General features: G+C 35.7%; 8 protein-coding genes. 7 read left to right on the forward strand and 1 reads right to left on the reverse strand.

Going from position 1 to position 16,919, the window contains the following annotated elements; genetic code table 11:
- Positions 1-256: 256 nt before the first annotated feature.
- On the reverse strand, positions 257-1,180 hold the full coding sequence (locus ACQKCJ_RS19845) for a hypothetical protein (RefSeq protein WP_271335969.1): 924 nt from the start codon (positions 1,178-1,180) through the stop codon (positions 257-259).
- 573 nt (positions 1,181-1,753) lie between these two features.
- Between ACQKCJ_RS19845 and ACQKCJ_RS19850 the strand changes: the two genes are divergently transcribed.
- The 7 genes from ACQKCJ_RS19850 (at position 1,754) to ACQKCJ_RS19880 (ending at position 16,906) form a co-directional block, all read left to right on the forward strand.
- Positions 1,754-3,940, forward strand: coding sequence for an alpha-N-acetylglucosaminidase (locus ACQKCJ_RS19850; RefSeq protein ID WP_427402765.1), 2,187 nt, complete (start codon positions 1,754-1,756; stop codon positions 3,938-3,940).
- A gap of 237 nt (positions 3,941-4,177) precedes the next feature.
- Entirely contained in the window at positions 4,178-7,189 is a 3,012-nt protein-coding gene (locus ACQKCJ_RS19855; RefSeq protein ID WP_271335971.1) for a SusC/RagA family TonB-linked outer membrane protein, read from the forward strand.
- Positions 7,190-7,208: 19 nt separating this feature from the next.
- Positions 7,209-8,822, forward strand: a complete 1,614-nt coding sequence (locus ACQKCJ_RS19860; RefSeq protein WP_271335972.1) for a RagB/SusD family nutrient uptake outer membrane protein — start codon at positions 7,209-7,211, stop codon at positions 8,820-8,822.
- A 402-nt stretch (positions 8,823-9,224) separates the two neighbouring features.
- On the forward strand, positions 9,225-11,537 hold the full coding sequence (locus tag ACQKCJ_RS19865) for a GH92 family glycosyl hydrolase (RefSeq protein WP_427402766.1): 2,313 nt from the start codon (positions 9,225-9,227) through the stop codon (positions 11,535-11,537).
- A gap of 99 nt (positions 11,538-11,636) precedes the next feature.
- The gene (locus tag ACQKCJ_RS19870) at positions 11,637-13,913 is read left to right on the forward strand and encodes a GH92 family glycosyl hydrolase (RefSeq protein ID WP_271335974.1); all 2,277 of its coding nucleotides are present in this window, start codon (positions 11,637-11,639) and stop codon (positions 13,911-13,913) included.
- An 11-nt stretch (positions 13,914-13,924) separates the two neighbouring features.
- Positions 13,925-14,497 carry a hypothetical protein gene (locus tag ACQKCJ_RS19875; RefSeq protein ID WP_271335975.1) on the forward strand — a complete coding sequence of 191 codons (573 nt, stop codon included), beginning with the start codon at positions 13,925-13,927 and terminating at the stop codon, positions 14,495-14,497.
- Between the two features lie 615 nt (positions 14,498-15,112).
- Positions 15,113-16,906 carry a hypothetical protein gene (locus tag ACQKCJ_RS19880; protein ID WP_271335976.1) on the forward strand — a complete coding sequence of 598 codons (1,794 nt, stop codon included), beginning with the start codon at positions 15,113-15,115 and terminating at the stop codon, positions 16,904-16,906.
- Positions 16,907-16,919: the final 13 nt, after the last annotated feature.

Below are 16,919 nucleotides of genomic sequence, written 5' to 3' on the forward strand. Positions count from 1 at the left end.
TGGTACTGCAGTTATGTGGGAGAGTATGTCGTCGCCTTTCTTTTGAAAACCCTGTTTCTAGCGAAACAGGGTTTTTTGTTTTACAAAATACTGGGATAATGTTTTATAATGCTTTGTAGTTTAGGCAAAAAAGATTAGACAATCTGAATAAGAAGATATCCTTTTGCGGTAAACCAGATATAAGTTAAGCTCTCGAAAATCTTTAGTTGGCTTGTCCTTGTACATTCGCTAAAATCCGCTCAATCGAATTAACATTCTAAAAACTATTAAGTCTCACTGCTAAGCTTTTTAAATCCTGTTCAAGAGAACGAATAGTAGCCTGTAGTTCATTTAGCATATTCGCTCTTGAGTGTAAATCGTCTGCGGTGTAGATTCCGCCATCATCAAAAAAGAGTTTTTGTGTTTTAGAATCTATTTTACCATCAAAATTATATTGTGTCCATCGGTTTTTGATACTTTCCTGCAGGTCATTTTCTCCGGAATTGCTAAATTGTTTTTCGTTTATAAGAGTCCATATAGAGTTAGGATATGCTTCGTTTGTATTATCATTGTACCAAATATTCCCCAGTAGATTCCTTTGAAGCCTTAGTTCGATTTTTTTACCTTTTGGAGAAATAGTTAATGCTCCTAATCCCGCACTTAATAATCCGCCTGTTACACCCACTATATTACCGGCATTATTATTTTTTATTAAAACAGTGGCCACAGTTGTTAATGCACCTAAAGTCACAGAAGCTACTGTTAGATTTCTAGTTTTTTTATTGTTGATGTCATCAATATAGTCTGCTAATTTATTGATGCGTTCGCCATTACAATCTAGTTCTGATGCCAATGCATTTATTTCTATAGTTGTAAGCATGAGGCGATCAGTGATTTTTTGTTTTAGGACCAATCTTTTTAAAGTATCTTTTTTTACTTGCAGGTATTCTGCTAAATAAGTTTCAATACCAATAGCCTGGCTGACTAAGAGATCATGTTTGGATAAATGGGCATTTAAAATGCTATCCTGTTTTTGTATTTTATTTTTTGGAGTTTCGAGTTGAGAATAATCATACTGAATGGTTGGCTGACAATAGTTACTTGTTAGATAATTAATTTTTGTACTCTTTAAAACAGTAGAGCAGGAAGAAACAAGAAATGATACTATAATTGATCCGGCAAATATTTTCAATAGTTTCATGTTCGTTTTGTTTGGGTGTTATACATTATCAACTAACTTTTTAGTGGTAAAAGTTAGAGTGATTTAAAGCAGTAAATTTTCAGTTAAACGAAAATACAAATTATAATTTTAATTTTTTCCGTTTCATAATGGCGTATACGAAATAAAAAACAACCCTATTCCATGTAGATTTTTGGTTTACAAAAACTTGCGGTTTTAAAATCAATCAGCTGAAAACTTCAAATTTGTATTTCTTTTCAAGTAAAAAATCAGGCATCATATTTACAATACTTTAAAAGTGGGATTTAATATTTATAGCTGTTTTAAGATTTTAGCATTCATACAGGATATGTCTATAGTTTTGAATGATGTGTCCATGACTGAGAAATTCATTCTCTATACTTTTATCTTCAATTCAGTATTTCATTTATTAATGATGTCGGGAAACAATTCAAAAAGTTTCATGTAGTAATGTTTCATAAGAATATTGGGTTGAAAATTTGATTTTGTTTTAATAGGGAGATTATGTCTCCCTATTTTTTGTATCAATTTCAGAATATATAGTAGACATTAATTAGATAAATATAATACCATATGAAAATAGAATGTTGGAAAGTCAGAATCAATAACTCCTTAAAATTTGTAATTCCTTTTTTTGTAATGCTATTTTTTTTAGTACCCGATGTGTACAGTCAAAATATCGAAAACACGAAAAGTTCAAAAGCTGTACTAGAAAGACTTATTGGTAAAAGAGCGAGTGAATTTGATTTTACAATTATCGAAAATAAGAATCAATCAGATTGGTTTGAAATAACGACCAAAGGCAATAAGGTAAAAATTCAGGGAACGTCTAATACTGCTCTTTGTTATGCAGCATATAATTTTCTAAGGGATATTGGAGCAGTTATCGTCAGTTGGGAAGGAAACAGAGTCGATTTGCCTACAAGCTGGCCCAAGTATTCAAAAAAAGAATCGACTCCGTTTGAATACCGGGAATATCTAAACGCCTGTACATTTGGTTACACTACTCCTTGGTGGGATTGGAAACGCTGGGAACAAGAAATAGACTGGATGGCATTTCACGGCATTAATCTGCCTACAGCAATGGAAGGGCAAGAAGCAGTCTGGCAGGAATTATGGAAAGAATATGGGGTAACAGACAGTCAATTAGCAGCGCATTTTACCGGACCTGCTTTTTTGCCCTGGCAGAGAATGGGGAATATAAATAGTCTTGAAGGACCATTGCCTCAGGAATGGATTAAGAAGAAAAGCACGCTTCAAAAACAGATCTTGCAAAAAATGAGAGCTCTGGGGATGTATCCCGTAGTGCCTGCTTTTAGTGGTTATGTACCAAAAGCATTTGCAGAGCAACATCCCGAATCAAAAATAAGTGAACTGAAATCCTGGTCCGGTGGAGGTTTTGCGAGTACCTATTTATTAGATTCCAAAGATCCTTTGTTTAAAGAAATAGGAAAACGCTTTATCGAAATCTATACTAAACTATACGGACATTCTGATTTTTATCTGGCTGATTCTTTCAACGAAATAACGCCGCCTGTTTCTGAAGAACACAAATATGACGAGCTTTCAGATTACGGAAAAACAATATTCGAAACTATTAATGAAGCTTCTCCCGGAGCAGTATGGGTGATGCAGGGCTGGCTTTTTGGTGATAATAAAGAATTTTGGACTAAAGAAGCTACCAGTGCTTTTTTAAGCAAAGTACCAAACGACAGAATGATAATTCAGGATTATGCTAATGACCGGTATAAAGTTTGGGAAAATCAGGAGGCTTTTTACGGAAAACAATGGACGTATGGATATGTGCACAATTACGGAGGATCTAATCCTGTGTATGGGGATCTGAATTTCTATAAAAATGAATTGACCAGTTTACTTAAAAATCCAAACAAAGGAAATGTTGTAGGATATGGAGTAATGCCTGAGGGCTTAAACAATAACTCGATAGTTTACGAGTACATCTACGATCTGCCCTGGACGCAAGGTAAGGAACCAATAGCGGACTGGCTAAAAAAATATTTGAAAGCACGATACGGAAAAAATATTTCGGATACTGTTTTTCAATCCTGGCAGTTATTGCTGGAATCAGTATACAGTACCAAGTATTGGGAAACGCGCTGGTGGGATGATAGGGCCGGAGCGTATTTATTTTTTAAAAGACCAACTCTGGAAATAACAGAATTCAAAGGAAATCCGGGAGATAAACAAAAGCTAAAAGAAGCTTTGGATATTTTGAAGAAAGAAAGTGAAAACTTCAATAAAAACAGCCTTTATACTTATGATTTAATAGATGTTTCCAGACATTACTATTCGCTTTGTATAGATGATTTATTGATAGAATGTGTAAAAGCTTATGAACGTAAAGACGTGCCAAAAGGAGATGAATTATTTAAGGAAATAGAGAATCAGGCTTTACGTATAGATAATATGCTTTCGGGACAGCCATTGAATGATTTAAACCATTGGCTGCAATCTGCGTGGGATTACGGAAGCAATACTGAAGAATCAAAACTATATGTGAAAAATGCAAAAACAATAATTACACTTTGGGGAGGAGAAGGACATCTAAATGATTATGCTTCCCGATCATGGCGTGGTATGTATGCAGAATTTTACTGGCCAAGATGGAAAATGTTTTTGCTGGCATTAAGAGAGTCAGAAATCAATAATACTTCATTTGATGAATCGAATGTAAGAGCATCAATAAAAAACTGGGAAGTAAAATGGAGTGAAAGTGCTGCAATGTACAAGCATCGTTAACAGGGATAAATGCAGACCAATAAGGATAATTAAGCAGATGATCTGAATTAAGTCAGTACTTTTTTTGTCAGGATATTTTTGTTTTTAATTCTGATGCACAAAAAAATAAATCGCTGAACCCCTTATTCCTGCTGTGTTTACTAAAAAAATCCATGTTTGTGAATAACCTGTCCATTTGTTAAGAATTCATTAATACTATTTTCGCCTTACTATTTAACCAATTAACCAAATAATAATATGGAAAAACTTAAGCTTTTATTACTAGCCTTTTTTCTGGGCTTCTCAATTAATTCATGGGCACAAAAAACTGAAATATCAGGTGTGGTTCTGGATGAGAAGAGTATGCCATTACCAGCAGCCAATGTGCTCGAAATTGGTACTTCGAATAACATTGTGACAGATTTTGACGGGAAATTTAAAATGACTGTTTCAAACAAAAATGCCACATTGATTATTTCTTTTATAGGATTCGATGAACAACGTCTCAAACTAGATGGTTCAAAAACAAATTACACGATCAAATTAAATTCCGGCTCAACTAATTTAGAACAAGTTGTAGTGGTTGGGTATGGAAAAGGATCGCGTAAAAATCTAACTACATCTGTCGCTTCTATAAAAGGAGATCAGTTAAACAGAGGAGTAATTAGTGATGTGGGTCAAATGCTGCAAGGAAAAGTGTCGGGACTTAATGTTTCAACAAGTGGCGATCCAACAAAACAATCTTCGGTAGTTTTGCGTGGAGTCTCAACATTAAATGGCTCTCAGGGACCTTTTTATGTGGTAGATGGTATTCCTGGTGTTGATATTTCTGTTATCGCATCAGAAGATATTGTTAGTATTGATGTTTTAAAAGATGCTGCCGCTACTGCCATTTATGGTAACCGTGCTGCAAATGGAGTAATCATGGTAACGACTAAAAAAGGAAGTAAAGACAGAAGCCAGATTACGTACAGCAATTATTTTGGTGTTGAGAATGTTTCCAATCAACTTAATATGATGGATGCGAATCAATTGAGAGCATTTACATCAAAAAATAATTTAAATTTTACGCCTGAAAATGATAAGGGAGCAAATACAGATTGGCAAAAAGCAATTCTTAGAAGTTCAGGAGCACAGTCAAGCAGTCATAACCTTTCTTTAAGCGGAGGTGGTGAGCATGGTAATTATTTTGCAAGTGTAACGGCAGTAAACAAAGAAGGAGTTCTTTTGAGCAGTGATTTCTCCAGAATTATTGCACGTTTAGCGGTAGAGCAATTTGCTTTTGATGATAACCTGAAAATTGGTTTGAATGTAACGAACTCTAATACGAAATATACCAATGTTCCTCAGCGTAATACAGCGCTGCAACAATCTGTAAGCCATCTTCCGGTATCACCAATTAGAAATGCGGACGGATCATTTTTCGAAAATTTCGTTCAAACCAGTTATTTCAATCCTGTTGCTTTAATTGAACACGGAGATGATGATACGAAAACAAATAATTTTGTGGGGAGCCTTACAGCAGAATTAAAACTTCCTTATGGATTTTCGTATAATCTAAATTTATCCTACCAACAATTAAATTCATTACACGGAGAGTTTTATGACAGTTATTATCAGCAATACAATAGCTCTGCTTTTTACAATAATCCAGATCCGCCTCAGGTTAAACAATTAGTGAATTTTGGTGTAAACGGATCAGCAATGAGAAATTCTTACCAAAACAGTAATACAATTGTAGAGAGTTTTTTGAATTGGGACAAAACTTTTGGCGATCATAAAATCAAGGCAGTCATTGGTTATTCATGGCAGGAAGATGTTCTTGGAGACGGATTTCAGGCATCAGCAACTAATTTTCCTGTAGATAATGTGAGTTATAATAACCTTGCTTTAAGCAATTATACTTCTGTAAACGGTTATGTTGTAAATTTTGGAGACAGTAAAGCGTATCAAAAAAGACGTTTGATTTCTCAATTTGGACGTTTAAATTACAATTACAAAGACAAATACCTTCTGCAGGGAACCATCAGAAGAGATGGAGGTTCAGTATTTGGAACCAATAATCAATGGGGGTACTTTCCTTCAGTAGGTGGTGCATGGAGAATTGATAAAGAAAGATTTATGAAAGGTCAGAATGTTTTTAGCGATTTGAAACTTCGCGGAAGCTGGGGACAAACCGGTAACTCTTCCGGATTTAATGCCTATACCGCTCAATTTATTTCTGGAAGTCTTGGAACATTCTATTATAACGGACAACAAATTGGAGCTTACGGACCAAACCAGGCAGCGAATCCCGACTTGAAATGGGAAAAAACAGCAACCGCAAATCTTGGTCTTGATTTTACGATATTAAAAGGGAGAGTATCAGGTTCTGTTGATGTGTACGAAAAGAAAACAACAGATATGATTTTTAATTATGCTGTAAATCCCGTATTAGTGCCTGTAGGAACAATTGTAGCCAACGGTGGTAATATGTCGAATCGTGGTATTGAAGGGTCTTTGAGTATTAATGCCATTAAAACTAAAAATTTCAGCTGGTCAACAACTATAAATGGTTCAACAAATAAAAATGAGATTACAAAATTGAAGAACCCATTATTTGTTGGAGGAGATTCAATACGCAGAGTACAGCCAGATGGAGGTGGTCAGACAGGAAGCACGTTACAAATTTTTAAGGAAGGAAAACCATTGGGGCAATTCTTTACGCTTCAGTACGCAGGAAAAAATGCCAATGGTGTTTCCCAATATGTTGCCAGAGACGGCAGCTTAACAACCAATCCTGCCATTGGTACAGATTATCATTATGCAGGAAGTGCGCAGCCTAAATTTTTATTGGGATGGGATAATAATTTCACTTACAAGAAATTTGATTTGAATATCTTTTTCCGCGGAGTATTTGGAAACAAAATTTTCAACGCAACCCGTGCCGATTTATTCAGGCCAAGTACTGCAATGACAACGAATATTCTTGTTGATGCGCAAAATGAATCGCCAAATGATTTAAATGCCTATAAGTATTCAACGCGCTTTATAGAAGACGGAAGTTACCTTCGATTAGATAATTTAACTTTAGGATATGATTTTGGTAAAGTGGGTAAATACATCAAGAAAATCCGTATTTACGAAACAGTAAATAATTTATTTATAATTACTAAATATACAGGAATTGATCCGGAAGTAGAACAAGGAGGAACAGCTCCGGGTGTAGATTCAAATAACTTCTATCCAAAAACCAGAACATTCTTGTTTGGTTTAAACGTGATATTCTAAAAATTAAATTCTAAAAAACATGAAAAATATATTAAAACATATAGGACTTCCAATACTTATGGTTGGTTTATTATGGTCTTGCGACGACCTTGATGTGCCCATTACAACGCAGCTTACACCAGAAGTTTTTCCTCAGAATCCAACACAATATATTCAGACCGCAGGTCCGGTATATACTGCTTTTCGCGGCGAGTATTCCTTTGCATGGTGGTTCACGCAATCATTGAGCACAGATGAATCAATTATGCCGGCAAGAGGAGGGAACTGGTTCGATAATCAGAACTACAGTATGTTGCATTACCACAATTGGACACCGGACAATGGCTGGGTTTCAAGTCTTTGGGATTGGTCGTCAAAAGTGATTGGAACAGCCAATCAGGCGATTTCAATTTTAGATAAAACAATGCCGACAGGTGCTGATAAAGCAACTATGATTTCAGAACTAAAAACCATGCGTGCCATCTCTTATTATATGATGATGGACAGCTACGGAAATGTGCCTTTGGATACCGTTTACGGAGATTTTACTGCTCACGCGAAATCAGATCGAAAAGACGTTTTTAATTTTATCGAAAGAGAATTAAAAAAAGCACTTCCTAACTTAAATCCTGTTGCAGGAGTTACCACTTACGGAAGACCAAATAAGCAAACTGCCAATGCATTGCTTGCAAAATTGTATCTGAATGCTGAAGTTTATACCGGAACAGCACGTTATGATGATTGTATTGCAGCTTGCGATGGCGTTATTAATTCCGGATTGTATGCGATTGAGCCAAGAAGCACTTATCTTCAGATGTTTTATCCTGCAAACGGACCGCAAATGAAAGAGTTTATTTTTGCTGTTCCTTATGACGCTTCAGCAGTAACGGTAGGATATAATGGTCAAATGTATCATGCCCGTTATGATGTGCCCCGTTCTGAAAGAGCAAAGTTTGGAATTCCTTTTACACCAAGTGCACCAAGAAGTACAATTCCATCATTTTATGCCTATTTCAACGATGTTACTGATATTCGTAACAAACAATGGTTAACCGGATTACAATTCATGAATGATGGTGTTACGCCTGTAATGGTAAGCACTACAAAGAAAGGTTACGACCAGTTTTATACAGGATCAGATGGTAGTGCGGCCTATACGTATCAGGTAAATTTAACGCCGGATATTGTACTGCGCCAGAATGCTGCTTTATTTGACTGCGGAAATGATGAAATTGCCTGGAACATGGGGTATAGAAATATTAAGTTTTATCCTGATGCAACGTCAACAAGCCGTAATCAAAATAACGATGTACCGTTTTTACGCTATTCAGATGTTATCCTGATGAAAGCAGAAGCAATTCTTCGCGGAGGTGCCGCAACTTTAGGACAAACACCATTGGCATTGGTCAATATGGTTCGTTCAAACAGAACTACTTCTGCAGCATGGAGCGGTGTTACTCTGGAAGAACTTTATCAGGAAAGAAGTCGCGAATTTGCGCAGGAAGCATGGCATAGAAACGATATGATCCGCTTTGGGAAATATGAAGGATCATGGGGATTCAAAACAAACTCAGATACCTATCGTCGTACATTCCCAATTCCAACCAATGCTTTGGTTTTAAATCCCGCCCTGACACAGAATGCCGGATATTAGGCTATTTCTAAAAGTAAATTGAATAACCGTTGAGTGTAATTATTAAAAAGTTAAATACACAGAAACATAGATTCTAAAGTAAAAAAGAAGGCAATAAGAAACATTTCTTGCACATAGTTCCGTGCATTAAAAATAAGTGAAACGCCTTTTTTGAGAATTTAAAACTATGTTTCTATGTGTTAAAATTAATCACAATCAGCGAGTTAAAACAGATTGCAACTTTATAAAAAGGAGAAGAGGATTAAAATTCCTTCTCCTTTTTTATTAAAAAGCCAGATTGCCAGTGTTGGTTTTTAATACCGCATTTTCAAAATTCAGAAAATCATGGCAACAATTACCGAATACACTTTACACAATTCCCCACAAATAAAAGCGTAGTCCCTATCAATACAATCAGAATAAATGAAATTGGATAAAATTTATAAAATAGGACGTATAGGAGTAAGTCTCTTTCTTGTTTTTTTAGTGTCATGTAAAACAGAAAAAAATGCTGTTGCAAAAAAGAAACCATTAGTAGATATGGTCTATCCTCAGCTGGATACCGAAAATTCAAGATGGTTTTTCTTTTCCTCTGCAAGCCGTCCGTTTGGTATGGTAAACTTAAGTCCCGATACAGAAATCAATGGCGATTGGGGAGGCGGCTACAAGTATACAACAGACACAATAAAAGGTTTTAGTCATATTCATGAATGGCAAATGTCCGGCGTTTCCGTAATGCCTGTAACTATTTCCACAGCCAGTAAAAAAGACATTTTTACCAGTTTTTATTCTAAATTCAGTCATGAAACCGAAAAAATAACTCCGGGTTATCATTCCGTACTATTAGATAAATATCAAATTACAGCGGAACTGACCAGTACAAAAAGAGTAGGTTTTCATCGTTATACATTTCCAGAGAAAGAGCAAAAAGCAATTCTTTTTAATCTCAATACAATCTTGGGACCTTGCGATAATACAAACGGAATATTGCAGAAAAATAGTGATGATGAACTTTCCGGATCATTAGTATTGAGTACCAATTTTAGACGTCCGAAACCCTTAACCGTATTTTTTAAAATTAAACTGAATACACCTATTACTTCGATCGAACACGATAACAAGACAAATAATTATTTAATAAATTTAGACAAAGCGGATAAAACGGTATTAATGAAAGTAGGGATTTCCTATACATCAGTAAAAAATGCATCAAATAATATACAGCAGGAATTACCACATTGGAATTTTGATCAGGTAGTTACAGATTCAAAAAACGAATGGAATAATTTGCTGGGCAGAATTGAAGTAGAAGGCGGAACTACAACAGATCAAAGACGATTTTATACAGATCTGTGGCATGCTTTGCAGGGTAGAAAAATGATTAGTGATGCAAATGGCGCTTATCCTGATAATACAGGAGACAAATTCAGAATAGGACAATTGCCTTTAGATAAACAAGGAAAACCTAAATTTAATCAATACAATTCAGACTCATTTTGGGGAGCACAATGGACAATAAATACGCTTTGGGGTCTTGCTTATCCAGAAATTATGGGTGAATTTGTTCAGTCCTTAATGCAATATTATAAAGATGGCGGAATGATTCCGCGTGGTCCATCCGGAGGTAATGATACATTTGTCATGACCGGGGCTTCTACGACACCATTTATTGTAAGTGCTATTCAAAAAGGAATTATAACAGAAGATTTAGGAAATATCTATACCGCACTCAAAAAAAACCATATGCTCAACGGTATTATGGGAAAAGCGGGCTATGAACATACGACGGACATTGGCGGTGGATTAAAATATTATATCGATAATGGTTTTGTTCCTTATCCCATTCCTGAAGGTGAATTTGGAAGTCATCAGGATGGTGCGAGCCAAACACTGGAATATGCTTATCAAGACTGGACATTAGCACAATTGGCGAAGAAATTAAAGCATGATGATGACTATAATTATTTTATGGCAAGAGCTAAAAATTATCAAAATGTTTTTGATACAACAATCGGATGGATGCGTCCAAAAGATGTTAACGGAAAATGGCTTGAAAATTTTGATCCCTATAAATATGAAAATGGTTTTATAGAATCTAATGGCGCACAATCGACCTGGTTTGTACCTCATGATATCAACGGTTTAGTAGCATTGATGGGCGGAAAAGAAAAAGCGGCAGAAAAATTAAACAGTCAATTTCAAGCTTCTCAAAAATTAAAATTTACTTCCGGTACTTCACACGATGCCGAATTACATCCCGAATTCAGCCGTATTCCGATCAATTTTGGAAATCAGCCTTCGATACAAACCTCCTTTATTTTTAATTTATTAGGGAGACCTGACTTAACACAGTATTGGACAAGAAATGTAGTAAAAGAAACTTTTAGTGGTTTATCTCCGGCTACAGGTTATAACGGAGATGAAGATCAGGGATTAATGGGAAGCCTGAATGTGTTGCTTAAAATTGGTTTGTTTCAAATGAATGGAGGTACAGAGGTAAATCCCGAGTACCAGATAGGAAGTCCAATATTTAATAAAGTGTCGATTCAATTAAATCCAAATTATTATAAAGGCAAAAAGTTTGTTATTAATGCCAATAATAACAGTCCGGAAAACATTTATATCAAGGAAATAAAATACAACAATATTCCGGTACAAAATTTCAGTATTTCTCATTCAGCCATTACAGACGGAGGAGAATTAAATTTAGAAATGTCCGAGACACCAAAACACTAAATAAATTAGTTGGGTGATTAATTTTTCAGACATAGAAACATAGATTCTTAGTGTGAAAAAAAGAACTGTTTATTAAAAAAGAAATATCAGATAAAGCAAATGAAATTATCTATTAAAATCATAACTTTTCTAGGAATAGCATTATGCTGTACCCACGAAATAAATGCCCAAAAGCAGCTTCACAATTATGTAGATCCCATGATAGGATCAGAAGGAGTTGGCAGGGTTTTTATTGGTCCATCATGCCCGTACGGAATGGTGAAACCAAGTCCGGATTGCACAGTTAGTCCAAATAGCGGCTGGCTTCCGTTGCCAAAAGAAGTAACAGGATTCAGTCAGGTTCATGTAAGCGGTACCGGTGGCGGGCCAAAGTATGGAAACATTCAAATCATGCCTTTTTCAGGTGCTTTAGATAAGTTAGATCAAACATCTTACAGAGCAGAAGAAATTGTAAAGCTGGGATATTATGAAACCGTTTTCAAAGAAAATAATATCAAAACAGAAATAACAACAGCAGAGAAAGTTGCCTTTTATCGAATTACCTATCCTAAAAACACAGCTAAAAATGTAAAGATTGATCCGGGCTTTTTCTTAGGAGAAGAATCAAAATCGGACGGAAGGGAAGCGCAGCAATTTGTAGGTTCTCAAATAGAAATCGTCTCCGATACAGAAGTTCGCGGTTATAGCAGAATTCGCGGCGGATGGAATAATGGCCGTGCCTATACCGTTTATTTTTGGGCAGTTTTTGATCAGCCAATTGCAAAGTATGTAACCTGGAAAGACGGGAAATTTTACAACAATCAATCTGCTCAATTTGATTCAGGAAAAAAAACAGCAGCATTATTTTCTTTTGGTAACGAAGTAAAACAAGAATTAAATGTAAAAATCGGAATTTCTTTTTTAAGCGAATTAAAAGCAAAAAACAATATCGAAGTAGAAATTCCGCATTGGAATTTTAATACAGTTTTAGCGAGCTTAGAAAATAAATGGGAACAATTGTTAGGCCGTATCCAGCTTTCGGCAGATACATCTGAAGAATACAGAAAAATGTTTTATACAGGTTTGTATCACACCATGATAATGCCGACAGACAGAACAGGAGAGAATCCATTGTGGACAAACGATGAGCCTTATTACGATGATTTTTATTGTATTTGGGACACTTTTAGAAGTTCCAGCCCTTTGATTACACTAATAGATTCCAAACGTCAGGTCGAAATTGTCAATGCCATGCTAAACATTTACAAACGCGAAGGTTATCTGCCCGAAGGCCGCAGCGGAAATGATAATGGCCGTACACAAGGCGGTTCGAATGCAGAGGTCGTTTTAGCCGATGCTTTTGTAAAAAATCTAAAAGGTATAGATTATGAACTGGCTTTGCAGGCCATGCTTAAAGATGCCACAGTACCACCCGGAGGAAATGAGGAAAAAGAAGGCAGGGGCGGATTATTAGATTATCTGAAATTTGGTTATGTGCCCTACGGTACAGATCGAGCAGGAAACCGAACTATTGATTACTCCTATAATGATTATAATATTGCAACAATTGCCAAAGGACTGAACCATACGGATCTCTACAATCAATACATAAAACAAGCCGACAACTGGCAAAATCTTTGGCGCTCAGATTATGTAAATAACGGATCAACAGGTTTTATCATGCCAAAAGATGCTTCAGGGAAATGGCTGGACGATATTGTTTTTGGAGAATCGAAAATTCAAAAGCCAACATTCAAATATACCCCAGTTATCATTGAATCGCCTTGGTACGTGTGCCATTGGTGCGTCTTTTTTTACGAAGGCAATTCCTGGGAATATTCATTAAGTATTCCGCATGATGTTCCCGAACTCGTTCGTAAATCCGGAGGAGAAGCAGCTTTTCAAAAAAGACTTGATACTTTTTTTGATACCAAATTGTATAACGTAGCAAACGAACCATCATTTTTAACCCCGTGTTTGTACCACTGGATCGGGAAACCTTATTTAAGCAGTGACAGAATCAGAACCATTATCAAGGATAATTTCAATAGCTCACATGAAGGCTTGCCCGGTAATGATGATTCAGGAGCGATGTCTTCCTGGCTGGCATTTCATATGATGGGATTGTATCCTAATGCAGGTCAGCCGTATTATTTATTGAATACACCACTGATTAAGGAAACAACGCTGCAGTTAGAAAATGGGAAGTATTTTAAAATCTCGGCAAAAAAAATGAGTGATAAAAACCGATATATAAAATCAGCTTTACTAAACGGAAAGCACTACAGCAAAGCCTGGATTTTACACGATGATGTTGCCAAAGGCGGCGAATTGGTTCTCGAAATGGATTCAAAACCTTCCGCTTGGGGAACTGCAATTTTACCACCAACAAAATAAAGAAGCACAAGATGAAAAACACAATTTTAATCCTTCTTGTGTGTGCCATGCATCAGATAGGAACAGCGCAAAAATACATTCCAACCCTTAAGAACAATACAGAATTAAGCTATATATGTAAACTTCACAGGCAAACGAGAACTTTGACACTTACATCCAGAATAATCAGTGATAAGCTAATTTTCGATTTAGATACCAGAGGTGTAAAAAGCAGTATTGTAACATTGCCGGAAGCATTGAAAAACGGTAATGCCCTCAGTTTTAATCAGGGAGAATACGCACCGGTTTTGAACCTGAGACCAACAGAGACATTTTTTATGATCTCGCAATCTGCTTATCAGGATTTGCTAAAAAACAACAAATTCATCTACAATAATACAACCTATGTGTTAGACGAAAATTCAGTGAATAACAATATTGACATAGAAGGTAAACTACTGGATACTTTACACGTCGTAGCACAGGTTGATGAAACTGAAATGTGGATTGTGAAAAATCCCGAATTTCCGTTGATCTGTAAAATAATTAAAAACCCATTAGGAATAAATTTCACATTAGTGAAAATAGCAGATAATATTAATTGATTAAGTCCCGGCGGGACGACAGATTTATAGGTTTTAATTAATTGAAATTTATTTTTTTTTTCAATTCCAGCGGAATGACATATTTATAGAAAAAATAATGAATCAATATGAAAGAACCCCATCGGGGTGAAATATTAGAATTTGCTATGTCGTTGTGATGATTTTGGTTTTATGAATGTGATATTAATTGCAGGTATAATATGTCGCTCCTCTGGAGCTTTATGTTGCGCATGGATTCTGATTTGTTATAAATATGTCGCTCCTCTGGAGCTTTATTCTGTGTGCGGGATTCTGATTTTGTTATAAAGATATCGCTCATCTGGAGCTTTATTCTGTGTACAGGATTTGATTTGCTATAAATATATCGCTCCTCCGGAGCTTGATATAAAAATGTGATAATAATTGATAAATCCCAGCGGAACGACACATTTATAGTTTTAATGAAATGAAATTGAGATTTTTAAATCCCATCGGGATGACATATTTATAGAAAAAATAATGAATCAATATTCAAGAACCCCATCGGGGTGAAATATTTCGATTTGATATATCTGTTTTCCTAAATTTTCATTGCATAAAAAGATAATTCGAAACTTAAAAAACAATAAATAATACATGAAACAAATCAGCCGTGGAGAATTTATTAGATTATCAGGCCTCACATTAGCGGGAGCATTGGTTAGTGATGTTGTTTTTGCCAATGATATATTTTTCGATCGTAATACAGATAAAGAAGATATTCAATTAATGAAAAAGCTCATTTTCAATAATGATGCGAAGGTTCGGGCTATATTAAACGAAAAACCGGCTGACCCAAATATCAGAGTCAGTAATTTTCGTTTGGTAGCAAATTCAATAACCGTGATGACAGCGTCACTATTAAATCCCGGATCTGAATATTATAAATCCGGACTTGTGTCTGAAAAGTTAAATCGTGCAACCGGCGTTTTATTGAAATCACAATATGCAGATGGCACATTAGACGCCGGAGGAAACAGGCAATCACCTCCTGATACGGCTTTTATCTTAGAATATATTTGTCCTGCAGCAGCCTTGCTAAAGAGAGAAAAACAAATTGATCTGACAGAATTAAGAGATAAATTAAAAAAGTTTATTTTAAATGCCGGCGAAGCTATGACAACGGGCGGTGTTCATACTCCAAATCACAGATGGGTTATTTGTGCCGCTTTATCCAGTATTAATTCCCTTTATCCCGATGCGAGATATATCAAAAGAATTGATCAATGGCTGGCCGAAGGCATTTATATCAATAAAGACGGACATTATTCTGAGCGAAGTGGTGTTTACTCGGCGGTTATTGACAAAGCTTTGATTACAATGTCAAGAGAACTCAACAGACCGGAATTATTAGAAATAGTACACAAGAACCTAATCACTTATTTTTATTATACAGAACCCAACGGCGATTTAGTGACGGTTGATTCCAAAAGACAAGATCAGTTCATGTCCTTAAAAGTCACTAGGTTTTATTTGCAGTATCGCTATATGGCAATTCATAGTCGTAATCCAATATTTGCTTATATGGTAAATGCGATCGAAAATCTGCCGGAATTTACAAATGATATCTTATCAGACTCGTTGGCTTTTTTTATGGAAAATGCAGCGCTTCAGAAACAAATTGCTGTGAATGGGAAGGTTGATGATGATTTTGAAAAGTTTTTTGAAATCTCTAATCTGGCAAGAATCAGACGCGGAAAAACTTCTGTAACACTATTTGGGGGCAACGACCAGCCCGTTCAGATTGTATCAGGAAGATCTTCAAATCCTAATTTTCTAATGTATCGAAAAGGAAATTCAATACTAAAATACATGCGATTGTCTACGTCATTTTTTAGAATGGGATATTTCAGCAGCAACGGTATTGTAAAAGAAGGGAATAAGTACATTTTGAAAGAAATCAAAGAAGCAGATTATTATCAGCCTCTTGCCCCGGAATTTCGCAAAGCAGATGGAGATTATAAATTATCTGAATCGCTGGACGGTAGGTTCTGGAATAAAATGGATTTTGATTCGAGAATAAAAAGCAATGTAAAAAAGCAAATCACAACAATCGAAATTACTGAAAACAACGGAGCATTAAGTTTAGATTTTAAAGTAGAGGGCCCGCCAAATGTCGAAGTGACTATTGAAATGTGTTTTAATGAAGAAACTACAATTAAGGGAGACATAACAGAGGAAAAAAATAACTATTTCCTTAAATCCGGCATTGGAGAAATTGTTATGGCGGGAGATACAATACAATTTGGTCCGGGAAAATGTGAACATTTAAACGTAGAAAATTTAGATAGTGAAGAATATACCTATCATCAGGGAACCCTTAGAACTAGTGGAAAACGTATTTATATAACAGGATTTACACCATTTCATCACAAAATGAATCTATTTTAATAATAAAATCTTT

Origin of the sequence: Flavobacterium sp. NPDC079362 (assembly GCF_050267765.1) — a bacterium.
Classification (GTDB): domain Bacteria; phylum Bacteroidota; class Bacteroidia; order Flavobacteriales; family Flavobacteriaceae; genus Flavobacterium; species Flavobacterium azizsancarii.